General features: G+C 70.8%; 12 protein-coding genes and 2 pseudogenes. 13 read left to right on the top strand and 1 reads right to left on the bottom strand.

Annotated features, from left to right (window positions below; translation table 11 throughout):
- Nucleotides 1-54 precede the first annotated feature (54 nt).
- Both OH809_RS37385 and OH809_RS37380 read left to right on the top strand, forming a co-directional pair.
- Nucleotides 55-1,482: an amidase gene (locus OH809_RS37385; protein ID WP_406416828.1), complete on the top strand. Its 1,428-nt coding sequence runs from the start codon at nucleotides 55-57 to the stop codon at nucleotides 1,480-1,482.
- 63 nt (nucleotides 1,483-1,545) lie between these two features.
- A pseudogene (locus OH809_RS37380) lies at nucleotides 1,546-1,764 on the top strand (RICIN domain-containing protein); the annotation flags it as partial.
- A gap of 176 nt (nucleotides 1,765-1,940) precedes the next feature.
- On the opposite strand, the gene OH809_RS37375 reads toward OH809_RS37380, so the two are convergent.
- Complete coding sequence (locus tag OH809_RS37375; RefSeq protein WP_406416830.1) at nucleotides 1,941-2,699, bottom strand: GntR family transcriptional regulator; 759 nt, start codon at nucleotides 2,697-2,699, stop codon at nucleotides 1,941-1,943.
- A gap of 296 nt (nucleotides 2,700-2,995) precedes the next feature.
- On the opposite strand from OH809_RS37375, the gene OH809_RS37370 reads away from it, so the two are divergent.
- From OH809_RS37370 to OH809_RS37320, 11 genes and pseudogenes are all read left to right on the top strand, one after another.
- The gene (locus OH809_RS37370) at nucleotides 2,996-4,084 is read left to right on the top strand and encodes a sugar ABC transporter substrate-binding protein (RefSeq protein WP_406416832.1); all 1,089 of its coding nucleotides are present in this window, start codon (nucleotides 2,996-2,998) and stop codon (nucleotides 4,082-4,084) included.
- 38 nt (nucleotides 4,085-4,122) lie between these two features.
- Complete coding sequence (locus OH809_RS37365; protein ID WP_406416834.1) at nucleotides 4,123-5,211, top strand: mandelate racemase/muconate lactonizing enzyme family protein; 1,089 nt, start codon at nucleotides 4,123-4,125, stop codon at nucleotides 5,209-5,211.
- On the top strand, nucleotides 5,208-6,284 hold the full coding sequence (locus tag OH809_RS37360) for an ABC transporter permease (protein WP_406416836.1): 1,077 nt from the start codon (nucleotides 5,208-5,210) through the stop codon (nucleotides 6,282-6,284). The genes OH809_RS37365 and OH809_RS37360 overlap by 4 nt, the downstream gene beginning before the upstream one ends.
- Nucleotides 6,281-7,333 carry an ABC transporter permease gene (locus OH809_RS37355; RefSeq protein ID WP_406416838.1) on the top strand — a complete coding sequence of 351 codons (1,053 nt, stop codon included), beginning with the start codon at nucleotides 6,281-6,283 and terminating at the stop codon, nucleotides 7,331-7,333. Before OH809_RS37360 ends, OH809_RS37355 begins: the two co-directional genes overlap by 4 nt.
- Nucleotides 7,330-8,874: a sugar ABC transporter ATP-binding protein gene (locus OH809_RS37350; protein ID WP_406516104.1), complete on the top strand. Its 1,545-nt coding sequence runs from the start codon at nucleotides 7,330-7,332 to the stop codon at nucleotides 8,872-8,874. The genes OH809_RS37355 and OH809_RS37350 overlap by 4 nt, the downstream gene beginning before the upstream one ends.
- A complete protein-coding gene (locus tag OH809_RS37345; protein ID WP_406416841.1) occupies nucleotides 8,871-9,194 on the top strand; it encodes an L-rhamnose mutarotase in 324 nt (107 codons plus the stop codon). The genes OH809_RS37350 and OH809_RS37345 overlap by 4 nt, the downstream gene beginning before the upstream one ends.
- 82 nt (nucleotides 9,195-9,276) lie before the next feature.
- Entirely contained in the window at nucleotides 9,277-10,128 is an 852-nt protein-coding gene (locus OH809_RS37340; protein WP_406416842.1) for a fumarylacetoacetate hydrolase family protein, read from the top strand.
- Nucleotides 10,129-10,130: 2 nt separating this feature from the next.
- Nucleotides 10,131-10,460 (top strand): annotated as a pseudogene (locus tag OH809_RS37335) (fuconate dehydratase); the annotation flags it as partial.
- A 107-nt stretch (nucleotides 10,461-10,567) separates the two neighbouring features.
- Nucleotides 10,568-11,323 (top strand): SDR family NAD(P)-dependent oxidoreductase, encoded by a 756-nt coding sequence (locus OH809_RS37330; protein WP_406416844.1) that lies wholly within the window; start codon nucleotides 10,568-10,570, stop codon nucleotides 11,321-11,323.
- The gene (locus tag OH809_RS37325; RefSeq protein WP_406416846.1) at nucleotides 11,323-12,348 is read left to right on the top strand and encodes an aldo/keto reductase; all 1,026 of its coding nucleotides are present in this window, start codon (nucleotides 11,323-11,325) and stop codon (nucleotides 12,346-12,348) included. The genes OH809_RS37330 and OH809_RS37325 overlap by 1 nt, the downstream gene beginning before the upstream one ends.
- Nucleotides 12,345-13,205, top strand: a complete 861-nt coding sequence (locus tag OH809_RS37320; protein ID WP_406416848.1) for an amidohydrolase family protein — start codon at nucleotides 12,345-12,347, stop codon at nucleotides 13,203-13,205. Before OH809_RS37325 ends, OH809_RS37320 begins: the two co-directional genes overlap by 4 nt.
- Nucleotides 13,206-13,210 lie beyond the last annotated feature (5 nt).

Here is a 13,210-nt window from a genome sequence, read left to right as displayed (position 1 = left end):
GGGCCCGCCGTGCTCGCCCGACCTTCCGGATCACCACGAACGAAGGAGTCCCTCATGACCGACCTCACCGACCTCGCCTATCTGCCGGCCACCGAAGCACTGCGCCGGTTCCGCGACCGCTCGCTGTCCCCCGTCGAGCTGATGACCGCGGTCATCGCGCGCGCCGAGGCCGTCGAGCCGAAGGTCAACGCCCTGGCCGAGCACACCTTCGACGAGGCACTCGCCGCCGCCCGCGAGGCCGAGGCACGCTACGCGGGCAAGGGTGAGCCGCCCCGCCCGCTGGAGGGGCTGGCCGTCGCGACGAAGGAGGAGCAGCCCATCGCCGGCCGCCGCGCCACGGACGGCTCCCTGGCATACGAGAACGAGATCGCCGACGAGACCCACCCGGTCGTCGAGCGCATCCTCGCGGCAGGCGGCATCGTGCACGCACGGACCACGACGCCCGAGTTCAGCTGTGCGGCGGTCACCCAGTCGCGACTGTGGGGCGTCACCCGCAACCCGTGGAACCTTCAGTTCTCGCCCGGCGGCTCCTCGGGCGGCGCCGGCGCCGCGCTCGCGGCGGGCGAGACCACCCTCGCGACCGGCTCCGACATCGGCGGCTCGATCCGCATACCCGCCTCGTCCACGGGTACGGTCGGCTTCAAGCCGCCGTACGGGCGCGTACCGGCGATGGCGCCGTTCAACCTCGACACGTACTGCCACGACGGCCCGTTGGCCCGCACCGTCGCCGACTGCGCCCTGCTGGAGAACGTCATCGCCGGGCCGCACCCGCTCGACAGCGTCTCCGTGAAGCCCAAGCTGGTCCTGCCGGACCGCTTCGAGGGCGCCGAGGGCCTTCGCGTCGCCCTGTCGTTCACCCTCGGGGACTGGCAGGTCGACCCCGAGGTCGAGGCCAATACGCGCGCGGTCGCCGAGGCACTGCGCGCCGCCGGAGCGATCGTCGAGGAGGTCGAGGTCACGATCACGCGTGCGGACGTCATGAAGGCCGCGATGATCCACTTCGGCACGATCTTCGGCCCGTACATCGCGTCGGTCGCCGCCGAGCACGGCGACAAGCTGACGCGGTACGCGCTGGCCTTCGCCGAGCGGGCCGGCCGCGCCGCCCGCGAGCCGGGCAGCTTCCTTCAGGGCCTGACCATCGAGGGTGCGGTGCAGGCGGAGATCGGCGCGCTCCTCGAACGGTACGACGTGCTGCTCTGCCCCACCCTCGGCATCCCGGCCTACGCGGCGGACGACGACTACACGTCGACGAAGGTCGTCATCAACGGCGTCGAGCTGGACGACTATCTGGAGGCCTCGCTCACCACGGTGTTCAATATCGCCAGCCGCTGCCCCGTGCTGAGCGTGCCGTCCGGATTCGCCTCGACCGGCGTCCCGACGGGAGTGCAGATCGTCGGGCGTACGTACGACGACACCACGGTCTTCCGCGCCGCGTCGGCGATCGAGGCCGTCCGTCCCTGGAACCGCATTCCGGCCCTGTGACCCCGGCGCGGGTGCGCGTGCGCCCAGAAGTTGCCGCAGTTGACCTGCCAGGTGGGCAGGCCCATGCGGCGCCGGACGGCCGCGAAACGATCACGGTCGTCCGGGGAGACGCGCACCGCGAAGGGGTCTGTCGGAGTGCTTCGACGCCTTCACCGACCACTGCATCGCGCAGCTGACGACGGCGCCAAGCTGATCCAGTGGCCCCCCACCCACGCCGCCAACCAGCGGTGGCGCGTGACGGACGCAGGTGACGGCCACATCACCATCACCTGCATCCGCAGCGCCAAGGTGCTGGGCTCCACCGCCGACGCGACGGCGGTCGAGCAGCAGACGCCCAACGGCGGCGACGCGCAGCAGTGGCGCCTCATCGGTGAAGGCGGCCGGCGGACCGCCGGCCCGCGCCCCGCGCACGTGAGCATCCACGTGGCGGCCCTGCCCTCCCACCCGTCGCGACCTCTCTACCCGGTCGCGGCGGGTGGGAGGGCATCTGCTCCGGCCGTGTCGTCGTACCGGCCGAGATGGCGCCGCAGGCTGAGTGTCAGATGCTCGCTCATGGCCTGCGACGCGCGTTCGGGGCTGCCGCGGAGCACGGCCCGCAGAATGCGGCCGTGCTCCAGAACCGTCGCCGGGCTCCCGCCCGTGACGGCGCTCAGCCGGAACAGATGCAGGTGCGAGTGCAGCCGCTCCACGGCGGCGGCGAGCAAGGGCCGTCCCGAGGCCTGGGCAAGCACGTCGTGGAACTGCTGGTCCAGCACCACGAAGCGGCCGTAGACCGCGTAGCTGTCGCCCTGGTCGGGCAGGCCCTGCATCTCATCCACCAGCGCCTCGAGCCGGTCCAGTTCGGCTTCCCCCAGGTTCTCCGCGGCCAGCGCGGCAGCCCTCGGCTCCAGGAGCAGCCGCATCTCGAACAGCTCCTCCACTCCCTGGGGCGTCAGCAGGTCGGTGGTCCGATAGCCCGAGAGCGACCGCTTGACCACCAGGCCGTCCGACTCCAGCCGGGCCAGCGCCTCGCGCACCGGAGTCGGCGACACGCCGAGGGTGCGTGACAGAGCCTCGATGCCCAACCGGGCGCCGGGCTCGATCAGATGGTCCATGACCATCGCCTTGACTGCCTCATAGACGCTGTCCGTCAGCGCCTCTCTCCGTTCGGATGTGCGCGCAGCACCAGATGGTGCGCCGGTGCGCTCGGCTTCTCCCGGTTCACGCGTGATCGACATGGGCCGGCCTCCTCTCCGCTCACGCAAATCCTATGCGATTCCGGCGAGAGCTTGTGCCGTACACCCACTCCGAAACCCATCCCCGAACTCAAGGGCCATAATGGTCGGCCGCTCGGCCGGCACCTGCTCGCTGTTGTCACAGCACGCCGGATGGCACCTGTCGGAGACAGGGAGACAGCAAACCAAGGACGTGCGCGAATCTGCGCGAGGTGATTACCGCACGGGTCTTGACACGACATCCGCTTTCCACGGAGCATCGCGGCAAGCAAATCCTATTTGATTCACCTAGGGCAACCATGACCCGTAACAGATCGGCGCTGTCCGCCGCCCTCACGCTCGTTCTCCTCGCCACCGCCACGGCGGCCTGCACCGTGAAGAACTCGGACGAACCCGGGCCTGCCGCCGCCGCGTCCGCGAAGACCGGGGGCGGGACGGCGGACCTCGCCGACGGCTCCGGCGTCAAGCTCGGGCTGGTTCCCGGCGGTGCCCACCCCTACTTCCAGCCGTGGAAGCAGGCCGGCGCGGAGGCCAAGAAGACCCTGGGGCTGGGCGACGTCACCTTCGACGAAACCGCCGAGTGGGACCAGCAGAAGCAGAACAACCTGCTGTCCACCCTCGCCGCCCGCGGCTACAACGCGTTCGGCGTCTTCGGTGTGTCCCCCACCGACATCAACACCACGTTCTCCGACCTCAAGTCCCAGGGCTTCGCGGTGGCATCGCTCGGCTCCTGCCCCGCCGGCGGCAGTAACGACGCCGACTTCTGCTTGTCCACGGACGTCGAACTCGCCGCCTACAAGGCCGCGAAGGCCGCCATCGAGGCGATGGGCGGCAAGGGCGCCCTCGTCCACCTGACCGGCAACAACGTCGACGCCAACACCCAGCTGCGCGTCAAGGGCGTCAGGAAGGCGGTGGCCGAGACCGGCGGCAAGGTAACCCTGCTGCAGACGATCACCGACATCGACAAGGACCTGCAGACCGCACAGAAGGCCGTCTCCGACCTGCTAGCTGCCAAGGGCGCCCAGATCCAGGGCATCGTGTCGACCGCGTACAACCCGGCCGTCGCCGCCGCCGAAGCCGTGCGCGACTCCGGCTCCAAGGCGAAGGTGGTCGCCATCGACGACGACGCCAAGATCCTCGCCTCGGTCAAGAACGGCTCCGTCAGTGCCACCGTCGTACAGAATCCGGTCGGCCAGGCGGAGATCGGCGCCTGGGCGCTGGCCCTGCTGCAGTCCAAGCAGTGCCGGATGAAGAAGCCCGGCCAGATCGTCGACTCAGGCTCCTTCGTCGTGACGGAGCAGAACGTCACCGACTACGACAGCGAGCGCAAGGCCAAGACGGCCGAGCTGAGGAAGCAGTTCGCCAACGAGTTCCTCGCCTGTGGCTGAGCCGCCCGGCCATCGGATCACAGAAAGCCGCACATGACATGAGCATCATCACGAAGGCGACCGCCCTGCTGGCGGACATCGCCGTGGAGACGGACCGCACCGACGCGGTGCAGTCGTTCGTCAAGCAGGAGACGATACTGGTCCGTCTCACCACCGACGACGGCATCGAGGGCACCGGCTACACGTACACCATAGGCACCGGCGGAAGCTCCGTCCTGGCCCTGCTGCGCGACCACCTGCTGCCGCTGCTGCCCGGACAGGACGCGCGCAACGTCGAAGGGCTGTGGCAGCAGCTGTTCGCCCTCACGCGCGCGACGACCACCGGCGCCATCACCTCGCTCGCACTCGCCGCGGTCGACACCGCCCTGTGGGATCTGCGCTGCAAGCGGGCCGGTGAGGCGTTGTGGCGCCTGGCCGGCGGTCACCGCCGCCAGGTCCCGGTGTACGACACCGAGGGAGGCTGGCTGCACCTCGGCACCGAGGACCTGGTCAAGTCGGCGCTCGCTGCCCAGGCGGCGGGGTGGTCCGGCATCAAGATCAAGGTGGGCAAGCCCCATGCGGCAGAGGACGCCGAGCGTCTGCGAGCGGTTCGTGAGGCTGTCGGACCGTCCCTGCACATCATGACCGACGCCAACCAGTCCCAGTCGCTGTCCTCCGCCGTGCAGCTGGCCGCAGCGCTCGAACCGTATGACCCGTACTGGCTCGAGGAGCCGATGCCGGCGGACGACATCAGTGGCCACGCACGGCTCGCCCGCGCCACCCGGATCCCCGTCGCGGTCGGCGAGTCGATGTACGCGCCGATGCAGTTCCGCAGCTACCTCGAGGCCGGCGCAGCCTCCGTGGTGCAGGTCGACGTCGCCCGGGTCGGCGGCATCACGCCCTGGCTGAAGGTCGCCCACCTGGCGGAGACCTTCAACGTCAAGGTCTGCCCGCACTTCCTGATGGAGCTGCACGTCAGCCTGGTCGCGGCGGTGAGCAACGGCGCGTACGTCGAGTACATCCCGCAGTTGCGGGCCGTGACCCGCACCGAGATGACGCTGCGGGACGGGCAGGCCGTCGCCCCGGACGAGCCGGGCCTCGGCATCGACTGGGACATGGACGCCATCGACGACCGGAGGGTGTCATGAAGACAGCCGTCACCGCGCCCGAGAGCGACACGGACCACCCCGCCGAGGCAACACGCCCCGCTCACCGACTGCCGTTCTGGGTCAACCAGCGGCTCGGCCTGCTCGTTCTGATCGCCGCGCTCGGCACGCTCTTCGGCGTCCTGCGGCCGGCCTTCCTCGACGAACAGCTGGTGCTGTTCCCTCTGCTGAGGGACGTCTCCACGCTGACCGTGGTGGCCCTCGCGCAGATGGTCGTGCTTTCCGTCGGCCACATGAACCTCGCCGTCGGACGCATGGCCACCTTCGGTGCCTTCTTCGCGGGACTCGGGTACGACCGGCTCGACCTGCCCCTTCCGCTGGGCCTGCTGTTGTGCCTGGTCGCCGGCTGCGCCATCGGGGCACTGACCGGCTGGATCATCGCGCGTACCGGCGTGAGCTCCTTCGTCGTGACCCTCGCGATGGACTTCGCCCTGCTCGGTCTGGTCTCGCTGCTGTACTCGGCGCTCACCGAGAACGCGGCGTTCACCTCCCGGCCCGCCGGTCTCGCCGAACTGCGGTCCTACTCCCTGGCCGACATCTGCGTGGGGCCCGTCTGCGGCTCACCCGCCATTCCGCAGATGGCCCAGTTCACCGTCCTGGCCCTCGTCGGTCTCGGCTTCCTGTACGCCCGCACCCGCATGGGCCGGGAGCTGCTGCTGACCGGGGCGAATCCCGCCGCCGCGGAACTCTCCGGCATCCCCACCGGTCGCCGGATCGTCCTGGCGCACGCGCTGTCCGGACTGCTCGCCGCGCTCGCCGGCTTCATGGCGGCTGTGGGCACGGGAACCTTCCGCGCCTCCATCGGTGAGGACTTCATGCTCCCCTCATTCCTGGGCGCGGTCCTCGGCGGCACCCTGCTCACAGGCGGCGTCGTCTCGGTCATCGGCGCCCTGCTCGGCACCGCCCTGGTCAGCGTCATCCGCAAGGGCCTCGACCTGCTGGGCGTCGGCCTGGAAAGCCTCAACATCTACCTCGGCTGCGTGCTCCTGCTGGCTCTGTCCGCGGACCGGGTGCGCACCGTGCTCTCCTACCGCAAGGTGGTGCGCTCCACATGACGACGCTCCGTGAACGGGGAGCCGAGGCGCTCCCAGCGCTGCGGCGCTTCACCCGCTCCACCACGATGACCCTGCTGTGCGTGGTCGTCGCGGGCTACGTTGCCCTGGGGATCGCGTCCTCGGGCTCCTTCTTCGAAGGCCCCTCCGTCCGTACGTTCCTCCAGTACCTCGCCACGCCGATCCTGATCGGCATGGCCCAGATGGTCGCCCTGTGCGTCGGGCAGCTCAACCTCGCGGTCGGCGCGCTGGGTGGATTCAGTGCCTGCCTGATGGGCGTGCTGATGGCGGACAACGGCGTGCCGGCGGTCGTCGCCGTACCTGTCGGAGTGCTGACCGCGACCCTGATCGGCCTGGTGACCGGCGTGTTCATCGTCGCCACACGCATCAACGGCTTCATCGTCACGCTCGGCACCATGACCATCCTGCTCGGCGCGCAGTTCCGGTTGTCCGGAACCCGCACCATCGACGGGTACTCCGCCGCGCTGCGCGACTTCGGCCATGCCGCACCGCTGAACATCCCCCTCGTCTTCGTCACGGCGCTCGCCGGGGCGGTCCTGCTCGCCGCGTTCATGTACCGCACGGTGGCCGGACGCCGGCTGCTGGCGGCCGGCGGCAACCCGCTGGCGGCGCGCCTGTCCGGAATCTCCACCGACCGGCAGATCGTGCTGGCCCACACCCTGTCCGGACTCCTCGTCGGCATCGCCGCGATGACCGCCACGGCCTCGTTGCCCGGCGTGAACCGCAGTGTGGGGGGCGACTGGCTGCTGCCGAGCTTCGCGGCTCCCATCATCGGCGGGGTCGCGCTGACCGGCGGTTCCGTGGCTGTCTTCGGCACCGTGCTCGCCGCCTTCGTCATGCGCCTCATCGACACGGCGCGGGCCCAGTTCTCGCTCGACCCGAGCTGGGTCAACTTCCTCATCGGCCTGGTCGTTCTCGGCACCGTCGTCGGCGGCCGCTTCCACGCCGGCCGCATGGAGAAGAAGGGCGCGCCGCCCGGCGGCGACACCCGGCCGGCCACCACCCTGCCGAGCACCGGAGGTGCCCGATGAGCGAAGTCCTGCTGGAATGCGACGGCATCGTCAAGGTCTTCCCGGGCGTACGCGCCCTGGACAGCGTCGGGCTGCGCCTGACTGCCGGATCCGTGCACGCGCTGCTGGGTGAGAACGGCGCGGGCAAGTCCACGCTGATCAAGGTGCTCACGGGCGTGCACACGCCCGACGGCGGACGGCTCCTCAGGAACGGCGAGGAGATTCACCTGCGGTCGCCGCTGGAGGCCACCCGGGCCGGCATCGGCGTCGTCCACCAGGAACGCAATCTGATCCCCGGCTTCTCCGTGGCGGAGAACATCACGCTGCAGAACCCGCCGTCCCGGAGCGGAATGGTCGACCGGGAGGCGATGACGGCCCCCGCCCGACACTGTCTGGCAGAACTCGGCCTGGACCTCGATCCGCGCCTGCCGGTGCAGGAACTGTCGGTGGCCCAGCAGCAGTTGGTGGAGATCGCCAAGGCGCTGTACACCGAGAGCCGGGTGCTGCTTCTCGACGAGCCGACGGCCTCACTGTCCCCGCAGGAGGCCGAGCGCCTCTTCGACGTCGTGGGGCGGCTGACCGCGCGCGGCACCTGTGTCGTGTTCGTCAGCCACAAGCTGGAGGAGGTGTTCGCGATCTGCGACACCGTCACGGTCCTGCGCGACGGCCGGTCCGTGCTGGAGTCCGCACCGCTCGCCGAGCACACCCAGGACGATGTGGTCACCCTCATGGTCGGCCGTGCGCACGCCGTGACGGACATGAGCCCACGCACCGTCGACACCTCCGCCGCCCCGGCACTCTCCCTGGTGGACGTCTCGACTGCGGCAGGCCACCGGAACGTCTCACTCGACGTAGGTCCAGGGGAGATCGTCGGCCTCTACGGTCTGGTCGGGGCGGGGCGCAGCGAACTGGTCAAGGCCGTGCTCGGACTGGAGCGGGTCACCGGCGGCGAGATCCGCGTCCACGGCAGCGCGGCGCGGATCAGCTCCCCCCGCCAGGCCCTGCACCAGTACGGCATCGGATACCTGACCGAGAACCGCAAGGAGGAGGGTGTCTTCCTCGAGCAGCCCATCGACCGGAACATCACCGTGACGGTGTGGAGGAAGCTCGCCCGGGCGCTCGGCTACGTCTCCTCCCGTCAGGAACGCGACACCGCACAGGATCTCGTCCACCGCCTCGGCATCCGGATCTCCGGGCTGCAGCAGAACGCGGGGGAACTGTCCGGCGGCAACCAGCAGAAGGTGAGCCTGGCCAAGTGGCTCGCGGCCGACACCCGGCTGCTGATCGTCGACGAACCGACCGTCGGCGTGGACGTGCGCACCAAGCACGCCTTCCACGAGCTGATCTGGGAACTGGCCCGGGACGGCCTGCCGATCCTGCTGATCAGCAGCGACCTGGCCGAGATGATCACCCTGGCGGACCGGATCGCCGTGATGGCCGGCCACCGCATCCGTGGCGAGGTCGACAACGACCACGACTACGAACGCATGAGCGGCCGCATCATCCGCACGATCCACGACCGGACCGTCCCGGCCGTGGCCGCGAAGGGCGGCACCGTATGAGGCGGTTCGCCCAGGTCATCCGCGTACGCCCCGAGAAGGCCGACGAGTACCGGGACCTGCACCGCAACGTGCCCGAGCCGGTACTGGAACGCCTGCGGCGCTGTCACATCGCCAACTACTCCATCCATCTGCTCGGCGACCGGTTGTTCGCCTACTTCGAGTACCACGGCGACGACCTGCCGGCCGACCTCGCCCGAATGGCCGCCGACCCCGCCACCCAGGCGTGGTGGCGGCTCACCGAGCCGTGCCAGCAGCCCGTCGACGAAGCCGGGCCCGGCGAGTGGTGGGCCTCCATGGAACAGGTCTTCCTCATGGAATAGGCCGCAGGCCCGACCGAGCACACGCACACCCAGCCCGAACCGCCCCGCAGTGCCTGAGCACCGGGATCGCAAGGAGAACCACGTGAAACTGCTGCGCCTCGGCGCCGTCGGCGCAGAGCGCCCGTCCGTCCTCGCCGACGACGGACGCACCTACGACCTCAGCCGACTCACCCCCGACATCGACGGACCGTTCCTCGCCGACGACGGCGTCGAGCGCGTCCGCTCCGCGCTGCGCGCCGGCACACTGCCGCTCCTCGACCCCGCAGGAATGCGCACCGGCGCACCCGTGGCCCGCCCCGGCAAGGTGGTGTGCATCGGCCTCAACTACCGTGACCACGCCGAGGAGACGGGAGCCCCGGTGCCCGAGCGGCCAGTAGTGTTCCTGAAGGACCCCTCGACCGTTGTCGGTCCGTACGACACCGTGCTGGTTCCCCGCGGCTCCGAGAAGACCGACTGGGAAGTGGAACTGGCGGTGGTCATCGGCAGCCGGGCCCGCTACCTGGACGGCCCCGACGACGCCGCCTCCGTGATCGCCGGCTACGCGGTCAGCCACGACGTTTCGGAGCGCGCCTTCCAGCTGGAGTTGTCCCCCCAGTGGGATCTGGGCAAGTCGTGCGAGACTTTCAACCCGCTGGGGCCCTGGCTGGTCACGGCCGACGAGGTGGCGGACCCTCAGGCACTCGGGCTGCGACTGAGCGTCAACGGCGTGCGCCGCCAGGACGGCACCACCAAGGACATGATCTTCCCCGTCGCGCACCTCGTCTGGTACCTGAGCCAGTACATGGTTCTGGAGCCCGGTGACATCATCAACACCGGAACGCCCGCCGGTGTGGCACTCGGCCTTCCGAGTACCCCCTACCTCCGCCCCGGTCACACGACCGAGCTCGAGATCGACGGGCTCGGCGGCCAGCGGCAGACCTTCGAGGCGGCGTGACCGTGTCCGACACCAACGGCGCGCCCGGCGTGTGCATCACCGGCCTCGACGTCGTCGACATCCGCTTCCCCACCTCCCGCGAGCTCGACGGCTCCGACGCGATGAACCCCGACCCCGACTACTCCGCCGCCTACGTGGTGCTGCGCACAGACGCCGGTGACGGACTGGAGGGCCACGCCTTCGCTTTCACCATCGGACGCGGCAACGACGTGCAGACGGCCGCCATCGGCGCGCTGCGCGACCACGTCGTCGGGCTGCCCATGGACGCTGTGTGCGCCGATCCCGCGACGGTCGGCCGCTCCCTGAACGACGACAGCCAACTGCGCCGGCTCCCCGGCTTCTCCTCGGAGATGCGCCCGGAGTCGATCGCGGCCCACCGTTACCCGGACGGCTCCCGCTGGGCCGCCGACCTCACCGAACCGGAGAAGGAGACGACCCGATGAGCGATGTGTCCGGCCTCAGGGCCGTAGTCACTGGCGGCGCGTCCGGCATCGGCAGGGCCACCGCGGACCTGCTGGCTGCTCGGGGCGCCGACGTCGCCGTACTCGACCTGGACGTGTCGACAGTGGACAAGCCGCTGCACGGGTACACCGCCGACGTGTCCGACGACGCCGTGCTGCGCGCGGCGGTCGCCGCCGCGGCCGACGACCTCGGCGGCATCGACATCCTGGTCAACAACGCCGGCATCGGCGCCGTGGGCACGGTCGAGGACAACACCGACGACGAGTGGCACCGGGTCTACGACGTGAACGTCCTCGGCATGGTCCGCACGACCCGCGCGGCCCTCCCTCACCTGCGTGCCTCCGCGCACGCGGCCGTGGTCAACATCTGCTCGATCGCGGCCACGGCGGGGCTACCGCAACGCGCCCTGTACAGCGCCACCAAGGGGGCCGTGCTGTCACTCACCCTCGCCATGGCCGCCGACCACGTCCGCGAGGGCATCCGCGTCAACTGCGTCAACCCGGGCACGGCGAACACGCCCTGGGTGGGCCGGCTCCTCGACCAGGCGGCCGACCCCGCCGCCGAGCGGGCGGCACTCGACGCCCGCCAGCCGATGGGCCGGCTGGTCACCGCCGACGAGGTCGCCGCCGCGGCGGTGTACCTGGCGAGTCCCGCCGCCGCGTGCGTCACGGGTACCGCGCTCGCCGTCGACGGTGGGATGCAGGGCCTGCGGCTCCGGCCGAAGGGGCAGTGATGGGGGCGTACGCGACGGGTGCGGGGCAGGTCCTGCCGACGCGCACCCTCGGCCGCAGTGGGGTCGCCGTCAGCGCTCTCGGATTCGGCGCCGCCGCCATCGCGGGCCTCTTCGAGGCCGTGCCCGAGGAGGAGGCGGCCGCCGCAGTCGAGGCCGCCTGGGAGGCGGGCGTGCGCTACTTCGACACCGCCCCGCACTACGGTCTGGGCCTGTCGGAGCGCCGGCTCGGCGAGGTCCTGCGCGGCAAGCCACGCGACAGCTTCACGCTGTCCACCAAGGTGGGCCGTCTGCTGGTGCCGCACAACGCCGGAGGCGACGACCTGGCCCACGGCTTCGCCGTACCGGCAACGCACCAGCGGCAGTGGGACTTCAGCGCCGACGGCGTGCGCCGCTCACTGGAGGAGAGCCTGACCCGCCTGGGACTCGACCGCGTCGACCTGGTCCTGCTGCACGATCCCGACGACCACGAGGAGCAGGCGCTCCGCGAGGCGTACCCGGCGCTGGAGGACCTGCGGTCGCAGGGAGTCGTCCGTGCGATCGGCGCGGGCATGAACCAGAACCGGATGCTGGCACGGTTCGTGACGGACACCGACGTCGACGCCGTCCTGTGCGCCGGGCGCTACACGCTGCTCGACCAGGGCGCCCTGGACGCCCTGCTGCCCGCGGCGGCGGCCGCCGGCAAGAGCGTGATCGTCGGAGGCGTGTTCAACTCCGGGCTGCTCGCCGCCCCCAAGCCGGACGCCACCTATGATTACGCGACCGCCCCCGAGGACCTGCTGCACCGCGCCCTTCGGATGCGGGACGTCGTCGAGACCCACGTGCTGCCGCTGCGGGCCGCCGCCCTGCACTTCCCCTTCGGGCATCCGGCGGTCGCCTCCGTCCTCATCGGGGCGCGTTCGGCGGCCCAGGTCCGTGATTCTGCCGAGCAGTTCCACCGGCCGGTACCGGCCGGCGTGTGGCACGATCTCCGGGCCCAGGACCTGCTGCCCGGCCACGTGCCGGTGCCCGGAAGGAGCCAGCCATGACCATCGTCGACGCCCACCACCACCTGTGGGACCTCCGGGTACGCGACCAGGAATGGATCAGCGGAGACGAACTCGCCCCGCTGAGGCGGTCGTTCCTGCTGCCGGAGTTCGAGAGGGAGGCGCTGGCGGCGGGGGTGACGGCGACCGTCCTCGTACAGACGGTCACCGTCGCCGAGGAGACTCCGGAGTTCCTGGCCCTGGCCGCGGACAGCCGGGTGATCGGCGCCGTCGTCGGCTGGACCGACCTGACGTCGCCCGGTGTCGGTGACGAACTGGCCCGGCTGCGCTCGCTGCCCGGCGGTGGGTTCCTGCGCGGCATCCGCCACCAGGTCCAGTCGGAGGACGATCCCGAGTGGCTGACCCGGCCGGAGGTGCTGCGCGGCCTGCGCGCCGTCGCGGCGGCCGGTCTCGTGTACGACCTCGTCATCCTGCCGCAGCAGCTGCCTGCGGCGACCCGGGCCGCCGCCGCCGTCCCGCATCTGACGTTCGTCCTCGACCACCTGGGCAAGCCCGCGATCGCCGCCGGGCAGCGGGAACCGTGGGCGGAGTACGTCCGTGAGCTGGCCGCCCTGCCGAACACAGTGTGCAAGCTCTCGGGCATGCTCACCGAGGCCGACTGGGCGGCGTGGACGGTCGAAGGGCTGCAGCCCTACGCCGACACGGTGCTCGACGCGTTCGGGCCGCGGCGGCTGATGTTCGGCTCCGACTGGCCGGTGAGCACTCTGGCCGCGAGCTACGGCGAGGTGGTGGCGGCCTCCCGGGAGCTCACGGCCGCTCTGAGCGCCGCCGAGCAGCAGGAGGTGTGGGCCGGCACGGCCCGGCACATCTATCGCATCGAGGCCGACGGGTCGCGGTGAGCGAT

Source organism: Streptomyces sp. NBC_00873 (assembly GCF_045207415.1).
Lineage (GTDB): Bacteria > Actinomycetota > Actinomycetes > Streptomycetales > Streptomycetaceae > Streptomyces.
The sequence above is the reverse complement of the archived record's forward strand: the minus strand, read 5'-3'. Positions and strand labels throughout refer to the sequence as shown.

Excerpts from the sequence above, each read along its gene's own strand:
- OH809_RS37370 (WP_406416832.1), top strand. The coding sequence starts at position 2,996 with ATGACCCGTAACAGATCGGCGCTGTCCGCCGCCCTCACGCTCGTTCTC.
- OH809_RS37355 (WP_406416838.1), top strand. The coding sequence starts at position 6,281 with ATGACGACGCTCCGTGAACGGGGAGCCGAGGCGCTCCCAGCGCTGCGG.
- OH809_RS37320 (WP_406416848.1), top strand. The coding sequence starts at position 12,345 with ATGACCATCGTCGACGCCCACCACCACCTGTGGGACCTCCGGGTACGC.
- OH809_RS37360 (WP_406416836.1), top strand. The coding sequence starts at position 5,208 with ATGAAGACAGCCGTCACCGCGCCCGAGAGCGACACGGACCACCCCGCC.
- OH809_RS37365 (WP_406416834.1), top strand. The coding sequence starts at position 4,123 with ATGAGCATCATCACGAAGGCGACCGCCCTGCTGGCGGACATCGCCGTG.
- OH809_RS37330 (WP_406416844.1), top strand. The coding sequence starts at position 10,568 with ATGAGCGATGTGTCCGGCCTCAGGGCCGTAGTCACTGGCGGCGCGTCC.
- OH809_RS37345 (WP_406416841.1), top strand. The coding sequence starts at position 8,871 with ATGAGGCGGTTCGCCCAGGTCATCCGCGTACGCCCCGAGAAGGCCGAC.
- OH809_RS37325 (WP_406416846.1), top strand. The coding sequence starts at position 11,323 with ATGGGGGCGTACGCGACGGGTGCGGGGCAGGTCCTGCCGACGCGCACC.
- OH809_RS37375 (WP_406416830.1), bottom strand. The coding sequence starts at position 2,699 with ATGTCGATCACGCGTGAACCGGGAGAAGCCGAGCGCACCGGCGCACCA.
- OH809_RS37350 (WP_406516104.1), top strand. The coding sequence starts at position 7,330 with ATGAGCGAAGTCCTGCTGGAATGCGACGGCATCGTCAAGGTCTTCCCG.
- OH809_RS37385 (WP_406416828.1), top strand. The coding sequence starts at position 55 with ATGACCGACCTCACCGACCTCGCCTATCTGCCGGCCACCGAAGCACTG.